The sequence below is a fragment of the Psychrobacter sp. KFRI-CH2-11 genome, from assembly GCF_038239325.1.
GTDB classification, from domain to species: domain Bacteria; phylum Pseudomonadota; class Gammaproteobacteria; order Pseudomonadales; family Moraxellaceae; genus Psychrobacter; species Psychrobacter celer.
Genome location: NZ_CP151283.1, coordinates 2,604,113 through 2,620,432 on the forward strand (window position 1 = coordinate 2,604,113; position 16,320 = coordinate 2,620,432).

Here is a 16,320-nt window from a genome sequence, read left to right on the forward strand (position 1 = left end):
TCTATATAATCGCCTATACGATATGCCATATACAAAATACCATAACGACACAATGTACTTATAAGGATGCAGCTGCCATAGCCATGCGCCAACCGTTATCGCTGCGCCTACCCATCTCCGATTTGGCCAAAACTGCTTATGAAGTCCACTCACTCCTCCAACCTACCGCTATGGCTGGCGCTGATATTAACATTAGCGATGGTTATTTTTGTCCGTGAAACAGCGGTGCTGGTCTGTCAATGGGCAGGTATCGAAAAAGCGGCCAATATCGTCGGTTTGGTGGCGATGTTTGTGGTATTGATGGCGTGGCGTTTGCTAAAAGGCCTACCTAGCTGGCTCACTCAAGCCAGCAATACGTTATTGGTTGATAGCGGTTTTGCTTTTTTGCCCGTTTCTGCTGGTGCAGGTTTATTGTTATTTGCCTTAGGAGACGAGCTGTGGGGTGTGATGCTGACGATGCTGATCAGCACCTTGATACCGCTTTGGGGGTTAGCATTATTGGCCAATCGCTGGCTCAATCAAGACTCTGAGTCTAACTCTAATAGTGATAATGACTCGCAAGCTGGCAACACCGGCAGCATCACCAGCAAGCAATAAGGGCAGCGCTCAGCTGAATGAACAAGGCAGACTTATGACTTTTGATAGCGTATTGACAGCAACCCTTGCGGCGATATTATTGACCTTGGTCGCCCACGTCATTGCCCGTATCTTAGCGCGTAAGCTATCGTGGCTACCGATGGTCATCACGGCCTTAGCGCTGGTTTTGCTGTTTTTGTTTGTGCTGCAGTGGGACTACAATCACTACTATAGCGTCGCAAAGCCTGTGTTTGACCATCTCTTAGGATACGTCACGGTTTTATTGGCAGTGCCACTCGCCGCCATGAACTTTAAAGGCTTACCTGTCAAAAAACTCACCCTTATCGTCATGATTGCAAGCGTGGTCGGTGCTTTGCTGCCAATGTCGCTCGCCTATCTGCTGTCACTCAGTCACGAGACGATACTGGCATTTGCCACCCGCTCAGTGACCACCCCTATCGGTCTTAGTGTGGCGGATTTGATCAAAGCGCCGCTGGCGATGGCCAACCTTATCATCATTGTCTCAGGTATCGTTGGGGGTACTTTGGCGCGCTTTTTATTTCGCCGTGTCGATGATGACCGTGCCAAAGGCTTAGCACTTGGCTTGGCCGCTCACGCTTTTGGTACAGTCGAAGCGTGGCAGATCAGTCATACCGCCGGACGCTATGCAGCTTTTGGACTGGCAGTCAATGGGCTGGTCACCGCGATTTGGGTACCGATATTCATTAGTGCCGTTACGTTATAGCTACTCCCTGACCTCTCATCAATTAAAGACAAACTCAAAGCATTGGCCGCTCTTATCCTCTTGCTCTTATCCCACCGCTCCTACTCACTTATCATAGCCACTTACTACCACCATCAGGCCTTGCGGCAGCTGAGCTGGTACTGATATACGTACACTGTAAATGATAGCCTATTGATTTATTTCGTATTATTTACAAAATAACGCTCACTTTTTCGTATTATTTTGACAATCCCATGCGTCAAAAAGTTATTATATGTTATAGTAAACAACTATTATTTTTTGTATCTATTGCAAATGATCTTAACAAAACATCAAGACGTTAGGGTTGTTGCTAGATAGCTGGCGACAAAACACAGCAAATAAAATAAGCACTTGCCTTTATAAGCTGGCCGACTCATCAGCGACAGTCATTTGCGACTACTCGATAAAAAGTGATATCTCTATGATAAATACGACTACCATCAAGACTCGCTGTTTGTCTCCGTTTTTATTAAATGCCATCACTGGTATTGCCAGTATCCTTGCTATCTCAAGCTTGAGTGTGAGTGCTCATGCGGGCAATATGTATATCTACAAAGACCAAGGCGGTCAGGTGCTCTTGACCAACGTTAGCCCCAGTGGCAACTTTGATAAGTTCACCAAAAAAGTCAAAGTCACTTATTATAAAGACTCTAAGATGTATGACGGCAGCAGCAATGGCTATGGCAGCAGTCCGGCGAGTAGTAGTGCCAGTCGCAACGCCTATGATAGCTATATTCGCGCGTCCGCGGCACGTCATGGCGTCGATCCTGCCTTGATGAAAGCCATGATGCATACTGAGTCGGCTTTTAATCCAAATGCTCGCTCACCAGTCGGCGCTCAAGGGCTGATGCAGCTGATGCCTGCTACCGCACGGCGATTTAATGTGGGTAATCCTTGGAACCCTGCCGACAACATCGAAGGCTCAGCCAAATACATCGCCTGGCTGATGCGCCGTTTTAATAACAACGTCGAGCACGCTGTGGCAGGCTATAACGCAGGCGAAGGCAATGTCGATAAATACGGCGGCATCCCGCCTTTTAAAGAGACGCGCAACTATGTCAAAAGAGTGATGAGCCGCTATCATAGCTTATACAAAAATGACGCCGGTCTGTCTGACGCCAGTATCAATGCCAGCAATCAAGTCAATATGAGTAGTACAAACAATGGGCTACAAAATGTCAGCTATGGCACGAGCAGTAATAGCAATAGCCCAAGTTATATCAAATCTGCCTACGAGGCCTTACGCTAGTAAGTCCATAAAGGGGTCAAGCTCAGACACAAAAAAGCCCGTTATCGAGTAACGGGCTTTTTTGTGTCTGACGGCAAAACCAATGGCTTAACCGTCCTCATCAGTGCAAGTACACAGAGATGTTACTTGGATATTACTTGCTAGCCGCTTGAGCCGCTGCAACTTCAGCTGCGAAGTCTTCTTGCTTTTTCTCGATACCTTCACCCACTTCTAGACGTTTGAAGCTTAGTACTTTTACGCCTTCCGCTTTTAGGACATCGCCAACTTTTTTGTCGTTGTCCATGACGTATGGCTGACGTAGTAGTGTTACTTCGTCTAGGTACTTACGTAGGCCACCTTCGATCATTTTTTCAACGATGTTGTCAGGCTTGCCAGACTCTTTGGCTTTGGCTTCGATGATGTCTTTTTCGCGAGCCAACACATCAGCATCAACGCTTTCGTCGTCGACTGCTACAGGGTTGAACGCCGCGATATGCATCGCTAGGTTTTTGCCAGTCTCTTCGCTGCCGCCTTCATACGATACCACAACACCGATACGTAGACCGTGGCGATATGATGCTAGGTTGGCACCTTCTAGAGTTTCTACACGGCGCACCTGAATGTTTTCGCCGATTTTTTGTACCAAAGCCACGCGTGCTTCTTCAACGGTTTGGCCATCGCCATATGGTAGCTCAGAGATAGCAGCAACGTCTGTGACGTTATTTTCTAGCGCGATGTTGGCTACTTTTTCTGCAAAAGCAGTAAAGTTGGCGTCTTTTGCCACAAAGTCAGTTTGGCAGTTTACTTCTAACAAAAACGCTTTGTTGTCGCCTTGAGCGATGATGATAGCGCCGTCAGCTGCGATGTTACCTGCTTTTTTGGCCGCTTTTGCTTGACCAGACTTACGCAAGTTATCGATGGCAACTTCAACATCACCATTGGCTTCTTGTAGGGCTTTTTTACATTCCATCATGCCAAGACCAGTACGGTCGCGCAATTCTTTTACCATTTTGGCAGATACTTTTACTTCTGTCATAAGAGTCACCTTAGTATAGTTATGTATAGGAGGGCTTAATGTCTATTTTTCTCAAGGCTGCTGATGACTTAAGAAAAACGCTCGTATTATCTGCTTATTAATAAAAACAAATCATGACATCGAGCGACTCTACCCACTGGAATAAACGATAATACTCGTTTGGCCAGTTTATGATAGATGACGATCATGTCATCAGCATGTATTTAATATATTTTATGTAATAGCAGTGGTTGATTGAGGGCGTTTGACAGCCATCATTTCATCACGTTATGTAATAGCCATGGTTTCAGCGCTATTATTTAACAACAAGGCATGACGAGTAAAACTGCATCATGCCTACTACGAGCTTATCATTAATGACTTTATATGGATGCTGCTAGCGGTGCTATCAAGACATCCTTACAAAGTAACACTTTTAATGCAGCGAATTATTCAGCTGGCGTTGCTGCTTCTTCTGCATTGGCTTCTTCGGCAGGTGCTTGCTCAGCTTTGCCGCCCGCTTGAGTCTGTGCGTATTCTTTACCAGCGATGATCGCATCAGCCATAGACGTGACGTATAGAGTCACAGCACGGATAGCATCATCGTTAGCTGGGATGATGTAGTCAACGTTGTCTGGGCTAGAGTTGGTATCAACGATACCGATTACTGGGATACCAAGGTTTTTGGCTTCTTTGATAGCGATCGCTTCGTGATCTACGTCTACCACAAAGATAGCGTCAGGTAGGCCGCCCATGTCTTTGATACCGCCTAGTGAACGCTCAAGTTTTTCCATATCGCGAGTACGCTCAAGCGCTTCACGTTTGGTCAACTTAGCAAAAGTACCGTCTTCTGATTGCTTCTCAAGCTCTTTTAGACGGTTGATTGACTGACGTAGTGTTTTCCAGTTGGTCAACATACCACCCAACCAGCGATGGTCGACGTATGGCATGCCAGCACGCTGGGCTTGCTCACGGATGATACCGCTAGCGGCACGTTTGGTACCAACAAACAATACTTTGTTTTTCTTGGCAGCTAGGCCGTTTACGTAAGTCAACGCTTCGTTGAACGCTTTTACGGTGTGCTCTAGGTTGATGATATGGATTTTGTTACGTGCACCAAAGATATAAGGACCCATTTTTGGGTTCCAAAAACGTGTTTGGTGACCAAAGTGAGCGCCGGCTTGTAGTAAGTCGCGCATTTCGATTTTGGTTGGGTTGTTTGTAGCCATGTGAAATATCCTGTTGGTTGGGTTATGCCTCCACATCACAAAAACTGCCTATCTAGCAACACGCATCTGCCTGTAGGTCGTGCCTATAATCATGGCACTGACCCTATCTTGCAAATTAATCAAGTCGCCAAACACCCAGCAATTTTTTGCCATGATGTGTGTGTCATTGGTTGGTGTAAAAAAGAAGCCATGTTGGGTTTTAGCAAAAAACTCAAACCCCTCCTATAAAGCAAATTATAGAAATAGCTGCGCCGTATTTTATCATACAACGCCTCACAACCTCCAGCGCTTTATGAGGACAAACCGCGATTTAACAACTCGTGAGCCTCACGCCTCAAATCGTCGTATCAAAAAAAAAGCGATACCATTGTATCGCTTTTTACTGTTGTCGCTTTTTTGTCGCTTTTCGTCGAGGCAAAGCGATAAACGAGGCGCTGTCAGTTGATTGTCGTTGATCAGTTAATTGTCATTAAGTGATGCAGATACCGATGACGGCCTTGTGACCACGCCAGGTAAAGGGCGTGATATAGCTTTGCCGATCTTTGGGTAGATACGATACGTTGGGCGCGCTCTCGACGATGTGCGGCGGCGAGATAATAAACTCTGACCCAAACTCCGTCCGAGCGTTACCAGAGATGGTGTTGGCCATCTCTCCGAGCAAATCCTTCAGCATCGTAATAGAGGAGTCGGTCTCGCCCATCGCCTGAACCACCGCACGCAGCATCGCGCTTGGCGCACTGACATAGACGCAGCCTTGTAGCGGACCTGAGATTTTGATAACGCCGCTGTAGTCATAGCCTACTGCTGTCTTATTGTTATTTAAATAAGGCGTATCGATGTCTACTTCTGTCCCATCAATCTGCGTAAAAAACGCATTAATCGAACTTAAAAATACGCCCAATTTTTCTACTTTAATCATAATAACGAACATCCGTATTAGAACGTAATAGCGAGATCATCAGTCCTGCAAACAGACCACAATCTCACCGACTTGCGAATGCCAAGTAATCGGGATAATAAAAGAACGCTCATCGTTTGGTAAGACGATACTTTTGGGCGCTCCTTTAAACACAAACGGTACCGAGATATGAAACTCTGAGCCAAACTCAGTACGGGCGTTGCCTGCGATGGTATTGGCAACCTCGCCTGCTAGATCAATATAATTGTCATCACTTTTATCAGTCTCGCCCATGCTATCTAGTAGCGAGGACAACAACTTGTGAGTCGCCGAAAAATACACCACGCCTTTTTGACCACCAGAGATACCAATCACACCAGTGTAGTCATGTACTTTGGGCTGTTTGTTTTCTAGCAAATACGGCGTGTCAGCGACGAGCTCTTCTCCACCAAACTGATCAAAATAATTGCTAATGATGTTTAAAAAAATCTGTAGCTTTTGTTCTTTCATATAGACATTACTCAAGTCGTTGAATGGTATTAATCTTGCACCAGCTCGTGCAAAGACTCTACAAGCTCTTCTTCTGAAAACGGCTTGCACAAAAACCCACTGGCACCAAGCGATAGCGCCTCAATCCCCGTGGCTTTATCAGACAAGGCAGATACGACTAAAATACGGACATCAGGATCCGTGGCGATGATTTTTTCGATACACTCCAGACCATCCATTTGCGGCATGGTCAGATCCATGGTGATCACATCAGGACGATGGATATTAAACTTCTCTAGCGCCTGCACACCACTGGTCGCAGTAGCGACCAGCATAAACTCACCTGAGTCATACGCACGCTGAATACGGTTTCTAATGATATTAGAATCATCAACAATCATTAATTTATGCATAACCTATTACCTGTAATGAGGCACATCGTTGTGGTGAACAATATGCCTAACGTCTCTTATTAAGCTTTTGGTAGTGTAATGACAAATCTTGTCATTTTGCCCCGTTCACTATTTACATTCAGCTTGCCGTCGTAGTCCTTGACCAGTGATTTGATGATATCCAAACCCACGCCGCGGCCACCGTCTTCATCAGCGTCTTCTTTGGTAGAGAAACCTGAAGAAAACAGCTGCTTGAGCAAGTCGCTATGCGTCAGCTGACTTGCTGCTTCATTATCGACGTGGTTTTCTGCCACCAGTTTATGACGGATACTGTCGTAATCGATGCCTTGACCGTCGTCCTGCACGATGAGCATGACCTCTTGGCCGTTGTCTTGTACTTCTAGATCAATCTTGCCTGCTGTTTCTTTACCGAGCGAATGACGGACGCTTGGTGCCTCGACACCGTGCACCACGGCATTTCGTAGCAGCTGGATACCAATCTCTTTGATGGGCTTGGCCAGATGCTCTGGGATATTGACTTGGGTCAATGTATGGCTGTTGAGCTGTACTTGCTTGCCCTGTCTTGCAGCAATATCTTTGGCAAAATCACGATAAAAAGACAGCTGGTCTTCAGCTGCATTATCACTCAAATCGATATCTTGACCGCCATCCAAACTGATGTTACCAATCGATAAACTGGTTGGTTGGCTTTTGGGTGCGGTACTCTCAGCAAGCGCTATGCTTTGCTGTGCCACGGCATCACTTAATGCGGTGGTAGAGGCAGTAGCGGGTTTACTAGCGGCAGGCTCCGAGCGATTGATACGCTCACCGAGCGTTGCAATGGTATTGGACAAGCTCAACAAATCATCTAAATGCACGGCTAATGGCAAAAAGTCATTACCTGATAGCTGACCTTGGTTTTGTAAGGCATGCAACTTGTCTTCGGCATCTGAGGCAATCTTGGTAAAGCTGTGCAGTTTTAGCGCTGATGCTTCGCCTTTTAGACTATGCATTTCGCGATAAATGGCTTTTAGTTTGTTTTCCAGCTCGTATTGTGAGCTACCAGGATTTTTTAAGATGTTGTTCATCTTATTGATATGCGCATCAGTGTTGGCGATAAACTCATTAATGATCTTAGGATTTACATTTAAGATGGTGGTGAGCATCTCGATTTGCATGTCATTTTGCGAGCGCTCTTTTTCTAAGCGCTGCTCTAGGTAGACGGCATCAGAGACATCATTGACGTTGACCAAAATACGGGCGATGTCTTTTTTGTCATAAACGCGTGAGAATTTAAAATCCAAGAAGCGGCTATCAGCGCCTTTATTTTCGCCGGCGTCATGTAGCATTACCTTATGTAAAGGGTTTAATGAATCCACCAACTTTTCTTTGACGCGCGGGTTGTATAACTGCTCGATAAACTGCTTGGTGGTGTTTAGGTCTTTATCAGAGATACGACCACGTAAGACACTGGTAAAGTTCTCACCTGCCAAATTGTCAGCACCGATGATGCCATTGAGGGCACGAGAGTGCTGTTGACCAATCTTTAGGTCTTTATCTAGCAAGAATAGACCAGTATTGACCGTTTCCATAATTTCTTGTGTTTCGCGGCGCGCAGCAGCAGCTTCGGCATCGGTCTCACGTAAGCGGCGCACAAAGAAGAATACGAAAATCAAAAAGTAAGCAAAAATCGCCGCAACACCCAACACCTGAATCAGACGAATGGTGGTGGCTTGGCGCTCTGCATTACTAAATACGTCGCGTGTCAGATTATCTAGCGAGTCGTTGATCAGCAAACTGGAGGTTTTGGCTTGCTCAACCGCTCGAGTCAAGTCATCTGCCGACGGCACCATGATGTTATCAGCGTCTTTTAGGTAGGTCTGAATTTTGGGTTCAAGTGCCTGCCACTGCTCTTTGGCAGCGGCAATATTGGCTTGGGCACTATCATCAACCTTGGGTAGATTATAACTTTCGCCTGTGTAGATTATAACTTTCGCCTGTACTGTCAGTGATCTTGCCGCCTTGCTCAATAGCAGAAAGAGAGTTAGTAATCAGTGATGTGTTTTCTTCTAAACGGTTCAATACTCGCTGAATATGCGGCGAGCTTGTGTCTTCACCATAACTGTTATCTAAGTCAAAAAGATCTTTGATGACCGACTGCGCACTGTTGGCGACTTGGTTGGTCTGGTCGATCAAAGCGGTGTTTCTTTCTAAGAGGCTGGAGGTATAAAAGGTAAAGGCTAGCAAGGCACCGATGAGTGATAAAAACAGTGCAATAGAGATGATCAGACCTTGATAGCGTTTATTGTCGATATTTGGTGTGGTGGCCATGTTTGAAAATCCTTAATTCGCTTGAGTAGAAGTCGGTTCACTGTTGGTGTCTGGCTCCGTTGAACCCAACCACTTTTCTTCAATCTCTTTAAAAGTCCCTTTTTCTTTTAGCTTAGTAATACCTTCATTGACATTTTTAATAAGCTCGTTATTACCTTTAGCCATCAGTATGACTTGTTGCGCCGATGGATTGTCTTCACTTTCGTAGGGAACGATAGTGACGCCGTATTCTGGATGATTTTTCGCTGTGTACTGCAAAATAGGCATATCATGCAGAATTACATCAACCCTGTCTTGAACCAAATCTTCATACAATAAAAAAGCAGTTGTGTTAGTGGTCAGGTTGTCCTCATACCCACCTAGTTCATTTAACTGATCGACAGGTTTAGCACCTTCCATTGCCCCGATTCTTACATTCTTTAAATCTTGTAAGCTTTTGGCATTGAGCTTTCTCTCTGCATACATCATTGCAGAAGGGTTAAAGAAATATGACTTAGATAGTCCGTAACGAGTATTACGATCATCCTTGTATGAAATACCTGAAATGGCGATATCCCTTGATCCTGACTCCACGCTATCAAACATGTTTTGCCACGTTTCTTTATAAAACTCGACTTTGAACCCTTGCTCTTCACCGATAGCACGGATCGAGTCAATATCAATACCCTGCATATTTCCATAATCATCTTGCAATGAAAAAGGGGGCATCGTACCTGTTGTAGCTACTTTTAGTGTCGGTGCTGTATCCGGCAAGCTGCTCACAAAGTTATCTTTGCTTTCCGTCACTGGTGTGCCAGCTGCATTGGTATTTTCTGTGGTAGAAGAATTACCACAACCAAATAAACCAACGCTTAATATAACTGGCAATACTCGATATAACTGCATCATGTTTTGTCCTTAAAATCGCAAAGCTTATTGTCTTAACATCACTGGACAGCAATCTATAATTTCAAAAAGTATCACAGTGTAAACATAAAGTTACAATCTACACTAATTTTTTTCTAATTGAAATACTTCTGATAAATTTGTTTGGTAACAACAAACTATTTATTTTCAATCAACTACGATTAAATATGACACCTCAGTCATTATAAGGCGTGTCTTATAAAATCATCAGGCTCTACATTAACCACGCGTAACGCCCATGTATCAAAGCCCTTTTATTAAGACAAAAAAACACCCAATATTGGGTGTCTCAAAAACTTGCAGCCGCTACTCTGCGTCATCGAGGTCTAAATTACGATCTATCTGCCAGATTAAAAACGCACCCAAGCTCATCAGGACAAAAAGAGCAATACCGATTTTTAACACTGGATTAAGCGGGAATAAGTTTAATAATAAACCACCAAAAATACCCACTGAAAACATCAGCGAGCCTTGCAGCGCGCTTGCCATACCCGCACGCTGCTTTTGAAAAGCCAGCGCAATCGCCGAGGCGTTTGGCTGGGTCAATCCCAAGCCTGCAATACAAAAGAAAATACACGCCAGCACCAGTGGCAACCAAGCATCGGTCCCTAAAAATATACCGACAAAAAACAACGTGCCTGCAGAGAGCACCTGCATCATCGCCCCGAAACGTAATATGCTCAAGATACGAAAGCGATTGGTCAACCACTGATTCAGCTGAGTCAAACCCACAAACCCTGCCGCATTCATTCCAAACAACCAGCCAAAATGCGTGGCCGAGACGCCATAAGTGTCCATGATTAATTCAGAAGCTGAGCTGATATAGACAAACATCGCACCCATCAACAGCCCGCCACCGATCGCAGGGTAGTTAAAGCTGGGATCTTTTAACAAGTCCCAATATTGGCTCAGCACTTCTCTGGCAGGGCGTACGTTACGGTTTTCTTCGGTAAGGGTTTCAAAAAAGAAGAATTTGGTGAGCAGTAAGTTGAGGACCCCAAAGGCGGCCAAAAACCAAAAGATAGAGTGCCAATTAAAAAACTGTAAAAACAGTGCGCCCAAAGACGGCGCGAGTATCGGTGCCAGTCCCATCACCAATATCATGATAGAAAAAGCTTTTGCGGTTTGCTTAGCCGTTAGCCGATCACGAATCGCAGCTCGAGTTACCACTGCCCCGACGCAGGCACCAAGAGCCTGCATGGTACGGCCGACAAACAACACATACTCATTATCCGTGGTGGCACAGATAACAGAAGCAATCACATAAAGCGTCATGCCCATATACAGCGGCTTGACTCGACCAACGCGATCGCTAAAGGGACCGTAAAACAACTGACCAAATACCAGACCCAAAAAATACGCTGGGACTGAGTTGGCCATAAAGGCGGTTGACACACCAAAATCATCTGCCATCGAGGGTAGTGCTGGCAGATACATATCGATGGATAAAGGCCCTACCGCGACGATCAGCCCAAGCATCATAATCCAAGCAACGGGCAAGTCAGCCGAGCGAACGCGCTCGGCGGCGATGGGTTTTGGAGGTGGGGAGGATTTTGGAGCAGACATATTTAGACCAGATTATATAGTGATTATTGTTTTATATTTTATAGTTTTACGATAGCGTTTTTGGTTTGCTGCCGTCATAAAATGGCAGCTTATAGCAATAGTGCATATTTACTAACGTCTATGCAAGCGGACAATGTTATATGGTGGTTATATCGTGATTTTGACCGCTATTGCAATAGACGCCTAACGCGAATAAAACAACCCTTAACCACTAAAAACACTCAATATAAAACATAAGACTCTGTCTAAATTTTTCTACCTCTGATGTAAACCCTTATGATTTATGACTCATTATAGAAGACTAGCGAAACTGTCGCTTGGCAAAGGTGGTGCTGGCTTGTTTGGCTTTTCTCAGTGCAAGCTTGCGATTGCGGCCCAGCATCATTTTTAGCTGCCACATCTTTTCTTTATAGAGCGTGGTTGCAGGCTGATGATGCATGGCATTGATCACACGCTTACTGGCGAGCACCGCATCTGGTGAGCGCTCGGCAAGCTCAGCGGCGAGCTGCTGTGCTTGCTCAAGCGGCGTCTCGCTGCAATGACTGACCAGACCTAGCGCTTTGCCTTCACTGGCATCGACGACGCGTGCTGTCATCGCCAGCTCTTTTAGCACGTCCTCTCGCACCACGCCATACGCCGATTGCGTCAGACCCATGTCTGGCACCAGCCCCCACTTGGCCTCCATGATAGACAGTTTACACTCAGGATGGCTGATGCGTACATCACACGCCAGCGCCAATTGTAGCCCAGCGCCGATACAGTAGCCTTCTAAGACCGCGATGACCGGTACTGGCACATCACGCCAGATCAAGCAAACACGCTGAAACGAGCTTTGCCACGGCTTCACCAGCTCCCACACTGCAAACGCTTGATTTTTGGGATGGTTCAAATCGCCCAAGTCGATGCCAGCACAAAACGTCCCTTCGGCACCGTTTAAGATGACCGCTCGTATTGTCTTATCTTTGCTCACTCGGCCTGCCACAGCGATTAGCTCTTCTACGACCTTAAAGCTCATGGCGTTTTTTTTGTGCGGACGATTTAGCGTCACAGTGAGTATATTATCAGTGACACTCACTTGTAGCGTTTCGTATTGGTAAGTTGCAATGGCGTTCATAACGATCCTTATTTATGAATGGGTAAAAGATAGACTGATAGCGATAATGTTAGCAGGCTTATCCATATCCTACCTTAGCAATAACTGACTGCCACGATACTTTATAGCGAGACTGTATCGTCAATCTCAAATAAAAGAAGTACGTGATTTTTCGCACGCGACTGGTATCAACTTTGCTTGCTGTGCGATGCAGACAGATGCTGCGTAAAATCACTCCCAGTCGCACGGTATTTATTTTATGGTGGATCGACCATACGAGCATGGCAACATGAAGTTGCGTTTTTTATTGCCTCTCAATCACTGTTACTTCATCACTACTTCTAAACCACTACTCCTAAATCATTTTCCACGTCATGTCGTTTTCGCTTAGACGATGGTAATTGAGCTGCGGATAGGCGGACAAATCCAGCGTTTGCAAATTATTTAATGCGGTCAGTAGCGCTTCGTAATAAGGCTGGAGCATGGCAAACTGCGCAGGCGTGGTATGCTGGATATTCAACAAACACTTATCTTCTAAATCTTGGCTGGCCTGACGCAGCTGCGGCACGCCAGTATAGCGGCTACCGCCCAATATACGATGGGCAATTTGCGCCAACATACTACGGTCGCGCGCCTCCCAGGCTTGAGTCAACGCTTGCTTTTCATCATTGATGGTGTCGAGCATCATGATAATCAGCTTGGCTGCCAGATCAGGCTTGTTGGCTGAGCGAGTCAGCGCATCTTGCCAGTCCAAAATCTCTGAATGCGGGCTGTCTATCGCTGTATCCTTTTGCTCCTGCGGCCGCGCGGCTAGATCAGTATTTGGTTCGCTGGCAGGATCCATTGACCCTGATGGCGGACTCAGCAACGGTGCCTGTCCTTGCTTTTGTAAGCGTAAGCTATCGTAGCGCGGCTGAGTCTCTCGCGGTGTCTCTCGTCTATAGTCTTCGCGCGGCTGACTGTCACGTAAATAGTCATCACGGATTTTTTTGAGTGATAATGGTCGCGTTATTTTTGGCGGCTCGCTAGCATCGGTAGTGCGCTCGCTTTTACTGACAGGATACGTGCTGGTCGTCGCGCCCAGCGGCCATTCAGAGAAGGTTTGCGTGTCGATGTCTGTTGATGCGTCGATGTGACTAGAGGCCGCATCCGTGTCTTGCAAGCCCAGTCCATGTAGATTGGCTTCAGATAGCGCGGTTAGTTGCGGCGTGGTCGAGGTGCGGCTCAGCCATTTTTGTAGCACTTGCAGCAACTGCGGCTGACTAATGGGTTTACCGACATAGTCGTTGATACCACTGGCTATCAGCTTGTCACGCTCATCAGCCAGCCCATGCGCGGTCAAGGCGATGATAGGAATGTGACTGTCATCGCTTTCGATACTGCGGATTTGCTTGGCCGCTTCATGCCCAGACATACGCGGCATTTGGATATCCATAAATATCAAGTCGATGTTGTTTTTATGGGTGTCTTTATCTTCATTGACCGTCTCCTCTGCATACAGCGCAGAGTTTGACTTTTTGCTCATGTCATCTCGCGCTTCGGCTTTAGAGAGCTGGGTTTTGTTTGACAGACTTTGCTTTTGGCTTTTAGCAGTTTTTAGATTTTTGGTTTGCTGCTTACTGATAATCTCTATCGCATCAAAGCCGCTACTGGCGGTGACGACATGAATACCCAGCTCGCTAAGCAGCGCATCGAGTACCAAGAGATTGGGCAGATGATCATCCACCGCCAACACCGTCACCCCTTTCCAGCGCGGCTCTTGCAGACTCGTTGGCTGGCGGCGATTTTGTGTATCGAGCATGGCATACAGCTGCCTTTTATCCAAAGGCTCATATAAGATATTGGCATGATAACGATTGAGCAGAGCCTGATCGGCGGCCACTTGATAGCCAAAAACAGCAAGCTTACCCTGATAGTGCAGACGAATTTGTTTTAATAGCGCCATCATATCGTCTTGGGTATCATCATCGACGATAACCCAGTCCCAGTAATTACCATGCTCTTTTAACGATTCAAGCACACCTGGCAATGAGTTGGCTTGGGTCAGCTGAATTGGTAGATATTGCAGACTGGCTTTGAGCACTTGTATCGAGGCTGGATGGTTGATCCACACCAGCACATTAAACTCATCAGTTTCGCTAGCAAGCGGCGCGAGCACAGGCAGCTCAATGGTCTGCCCTGTCGCCGCCTCGAGCACATCGACGTGCGCTGGCATGCGAAACCAAAACGTCGCGCCTTGATTGGCAATGTTTTCTTGCGCATTGTCATAAAACCCAATATCACCGCCCATCAGTCGCGTCAGCTGCTTGGAGATGACCAAACCCAGCCCAGTCCCGCCATACTGACGCGTGATAGAAGGATCGCCTTGACTAAAGCTTTGAAACAGCATTTTTTGATCAGCAAGCGAGATGCCCTTACCGCTGTCTTGCACACTTATCATCAGATAATTATCACGGTGATCATCAAGGCTGACCCGCACCACCACATCACCACTGTCGGTAAACTTAATCGCATTGCCAACGATATTGGTCAGTACTTGCTTGAGGCGTAAGGCATCGCCATTGATACGCATCGGCACATCGTTATAAAACAGCACTGCCATGCGTAGGCCTTTTTCGGCGGCGACTGGCGAGAGCATATCAACCACATCATAAATGGTGTCATAAAGATCGAACTCATGACGATCAAGCACCAGCTTGCCCGCCTCGATTTTAGAAAAATCCAAGACATCGTTGACCAGCGCCAGCAGATGCGCTGAGGATTTACGAATGGTCTGTACGTACAAATCTTGTTCAGGATTTAGCTCGCCGTGACGCGCCAGCAGGTTGATAAAACCATCGATACTGTTGAGCGGGGTGCGTAGCTCGTGGCTGATATTAGCCAAAAACGCCGATTTGGCTTGGCTGGTTGAGATGGCGGCATCACGCGCGTTTCTGATCGAGATGTTTTGCATTTCCATCTCATCAAACGCCAAACGCAAATCGTCCTCAGTTTGCTCGGCATGGTCTTTGAGGTCTTGAAAGCTTCTGTGCAAGCGGCGCAAGGTATTGACCAAATCTTGCTGTAATAAGTTTAGCTCGCCATCCGACTCCACCGGAATCGGCTGATATAAATTGTCGACGTGAGTGCGCTGCAACTGCAAGCGCAGCTCATAAATCGGTGCGATCCAGCGTTTTGAGTAAATGTTTAAACTCAACAGCAAAATCAGGATGGTAAACAACCCCGTAATCACCAGCGCCATGGCGATGCGATAACGCGCGATATAAAGCGGCTCGTTGTCCATATCGACGAGCAACCACAGCCGCTGCCCTTCAAACTCACCAAGCACGCTGCCATAAGCGGTGCCGATCGGTGTGGGCTTTTGCGAGATAAATTGCGCTGAAGCATCAATCATTGGCCAAGGCTCATTGAGCCCATAACCGACCGTGGCCAGCACCTTATTGTCTTCATTAACAATCGCGATGCGCTGCACGTGCTGCTCGGACTGCATGCGGCCTAACCTGTCACGAATGCCCTCTAGGGTCGAGACGGCAGCCTTGGAGGCACTGCCCGCCTGCTGGCGCTCTTGCTCTAACAGCTCAGGAATCAGATCTGCAATCTCTGGGGTATAACGAATCAACACCGCCTCGGCCAACACTTCTTGCTCAGAGTCGCTGGCACGCATGGTCTCATGAAACACCAAAATACCGCCGACAGCGGCCAATATACATATCGGCAAAAACACCAATATGATCAGCTGACCATAGGCGCTACTGGTATCAAAACGTTTTTTGTGTGCCATGCAAGCTCGCTCTCATCTCAATGTTTTGCTAGGGCGTGTCCTCATTTTAA

The 16,320-nt window shown here is 46.5% G+C and carries 14 protein-coding genes; 3 read left to right on the top strand and 11 right to left on the bottom strand.

Annotated features, from left to right (window positions below):
* The first annotated feature begins 138 nt into the window (after window positions 1–138).
* The 3 genes from AADH33_RS10800 (at window position 139) to AADH33_RS10810 (ending at window position 2,591) form a co-directional block, all read left to right on the top strand.
* Window positions 139–597 (top strand): CidA/LrgA family protein, encoded by a 459-nt coding sequence (locus AADH33_RS10800; RefSeq protein WP_348548868.1) that lies wholly within the window; start codon window positions 139–141, stop codon window positions 595–597.
* A 34-nt stretch (window positions 598–631) separates the two neighbouring features.
* Window positions 632–1,321 (top strand): LrgB family protein, encoded by a 690-nt coding sequence (locus AADH33_RS10805; RefSeq protein WP_348548869.1) that lies wholly within the window; start codon window positions 632–634, stop codon window positions 1,319–1,321.
* A gap of 442 nt (window positions 1,322–1,763) precedes the next feature.
* Window positions 1,764–2,591 carry a lytic transglycosylase domain-containing protein gene (locus tag AADH33_RS10810; RefSeq protein ID WP_207969415.1) on the top strand — a complete coding sequence of 276 codons (828 nt, stop codon included), beginning with the start codon at window positions 1,764–1,766 and terminating at the stop codon, window positions 2,589–2,591.
* Window positions 2,592–2,724: 133 nt separating this feature from the next.
* Here the strand turns inward: AADH33_RS10810 and tsf are convergent, their stop codons facing one another.
* The 11 genes from tsf to AADH33_RS10865 all read right to left on the bottom strand — a co-directional run bounded on the left by tsf (window position 2,725) and on the right by AADH33_RS10865 (window position 16,270).
* Window positions 2,725–3,606: a translation elongation factor Ts gene (gene tsf / locus AADH33_RS10815; RefSeq protein WP_075102030.1), complete on the bottom strand. Its 882-nt coding sequence runs from the start codon at window positions 3,604–3,606 to the stop codon at window positions 2,725–2,727.
* Between the two features lie 428 nt (window positions 3,607–4,034).
* Window positions 4,035–4,814: a 30S ribosomal protein S2 gene (gene rpsB, locus AADH33_RS10820; RefSeq protein ID WP_348548870.1), complete on the bottom strand. Its 780-nt coding sequence runs from the start codon at window positions 4,812–4,814 to the stop codon at window positions 4,035–4,037.
* A gap of 469 nt (window positions 4,815–5,283) precedes the next feature.
* Window positions 5,284–5,733: a chemotaxis protein CheX gene (locus AADH33_RS10825; RefSeq protein ID WP_083608603.1), complete on the bottom strand. Its 450-nt coding sequence runs from the start codon at window positions 5,731–5,733 to the stop codon at window positions 5,284–5,286.
* A 39-nt stretch (window positions 5,734–5,772) separates the two neighbouring features.
* Window positions 5,773–6,222, bottom strand: coding sequence for a chemotaxis protein CheX (locus AADH33_RS10830; protein WP_075102027.1), 450 nt, complete (start codon window positions 6,220–6,222; stop codon window positions 5,773–5,775).
* A gap of 29 nt (window positions 6,223–6,251) precedes the next feature.
* Window positions 6,252–6,614, bottom strand: a complete 363-nt coding sequence (locus AADH33_RS10835) for a response regulator (protein ID WP_075102026.1) — start codon at window positions 6,612–6,614, stop codon at window positions 6,252–6,254.
* A gap of 59 nt (window positions 6,615–6,673) precedes the next feature.
* Window positions 6,674–8,623 carry an ATP-binding protein gene (locus AADH33_RS10840; protein WP_348548871.1) on the bottom strand — a complete coding sequence of 650 codons (1,950 nt, stop codon included), beginning with the start codon at window positions 8,621–8,623 and terminating at the stop codon, window positions 6,674–6,676.
* Entirely contained in the window at window positions 8,556–8,924 is a 369-nt protein-coding gene (locus tag AADH33_RS10845) for a hypothetical protein (RefSeq protein WP_348548872.1), read from the bottom strand. The genes AADH33_RS10840 and AADH33_RS10845 overlap by 68 nt, the downstream gene beginning before the upstream one ends.
* Before the next feature lie 12 nt (window positions 8,925–8,936).
* Window positions 8,937–9,812, bottom strand: a complete 876-nt coding sequence (locus tag AADH33_RS10850) for a substrate-binding periplasmic protein (RefSeq protein WP_348548873.1) — start codon at window positions 9,810–9,812, stop codon at window positions 8,937–8,939.
* A gap of 324 nt (window positions 9,813–10,136) precedes the next feature.
* On the bottom strand, window positions 10,137–11,396 hold the full coding sequence (locus tag AADH33_RS10855; protein WP_348548874.1) for a multidrug effflux MFS transporter: 1,260 nt from the start codon (window positions 11,394–11,396) through the stop codon (window positions 10,137–10,139).
* 301 nt (window positions 11,397–11,697) lie between these two features.
* On the bottom strand, window positions 11,698–12,510 hold the full coding sequence (locus tag AADH33_RS10860; RefSeq protein WP_348548875.1) for a crotonase/enoyl-CoA hydratase family protein: 813 nt from the start codon (window positions 12,508–12,510) through the stop codon (window positions 11,698–11,700).
* A 334-nt stretch (window positions 12,511–12,844) separates the two neighbouring features.
* Complete coding sequence (locus AADH33_RS10865; protein ID WP_348548876.1) at window positions 12,845–16,270, bottom strand: ATP-binding protein; 3,426 nt, start codon at window positions 16,268–16,270, stop codon at window positions 12,845–12,847.
* Between the last annotated feature and the right edge of the window lie 50 nt (window positions 16,271–16,320).

Excerpts from the sequence above, each read along its gene's own strand:
- AADH33_RS10825 (WP_083608603.1), bottom strand. The coding sequence starts at position 5,733 with ATGATTAAAGTAGAAAAATTGGGCGTATTTTTAAGTTCGATTAATGCG.
- AADH33_RS10860 (WP_348548875.1), bottom strand. The coding sequence starts at position 12,510 with ATGAACGCCATTGCAACTTACCAATACGAAACGCTACAAGTGAGTGTC.
- AADH33_RS10805 (WP_348548869.1), top strand. The coding sequence starts at position 632 with ATGACTTTTGATAGCGTATTGACAGCAACCCTTGCGGCGATATTATTG.
- AADH33_RS10845 (WP_348548872.1), bottom strand. The coding sequence starts at position 8,924 with ATGGCCACCACACCAAATATCGACAATAAACGCTATCAAGGTCTGATC.
- rpsB (WP_348548870.1), bottom strand. The coding sequence starts at position 4,814 with ATGGCTACAAACAACCCAACCAAAATCGAAATGCGCGACTTACTACAA.
- AADH33_RS10830 (WP_075102027.1), bottom strand. The coding sequence starts at position 6,222 with ATGAAAGAACAAAAGCTACAGATTTTTTTAAACATCATTAGCAATTAT.
- AADH33_RS10850 (WP_348548873.1), bottom strand. The coding sequence starts at position 9,812 with ATGATGCAGTTATATCGAGTATTGCCAGTTATATTAAGCGTTGGTTTA.
- tsf (WP_075102030.1), bottom strand. The coding sequence starts at position 3,606 with ATGACAGAAGTAAAAGTATCTGCCAAAATGGTAAAAGAATTGCGCGAC.
- AADH33_RS10855 (WP_348548874.1), bottom strand. The coding sequence starts at position 11,396 with ATGTCTGCTCCAAAATCCTCCCCACCTCCAAAACCCATCGCCGCCGAG.
- AADH33_RS10865 (WP_348548876.1), bottom strand. The coding sequence starts at position 16,270 with ATGGCACACAAAAAACGTTTTGATACCAGTAGCGCCTATGGTCAGCTG.
- AADH33_RS10835 (WP_075102026.1), bottom strand. The coding sequence starts at position 6,614 with ATGCATAAATTAATGATTGTTGATGATTCTAATATCATTAGAAACCGT.
- AADH33_RS10800 (WP_348548868.1), top strand. The coding sequence starts at position 139 with ATGAAGTCCACTCACTCCTCCAACCTACCGCTATGGCTGGCGCTGATA.
- AADH33_RS10810 (WP_207969415.1), top strand. The coding sequence starts at position 1,764 with ATGATAAATACGACTACCATCAAGACTCGCTGTTTGTCTCCGTTTTTA.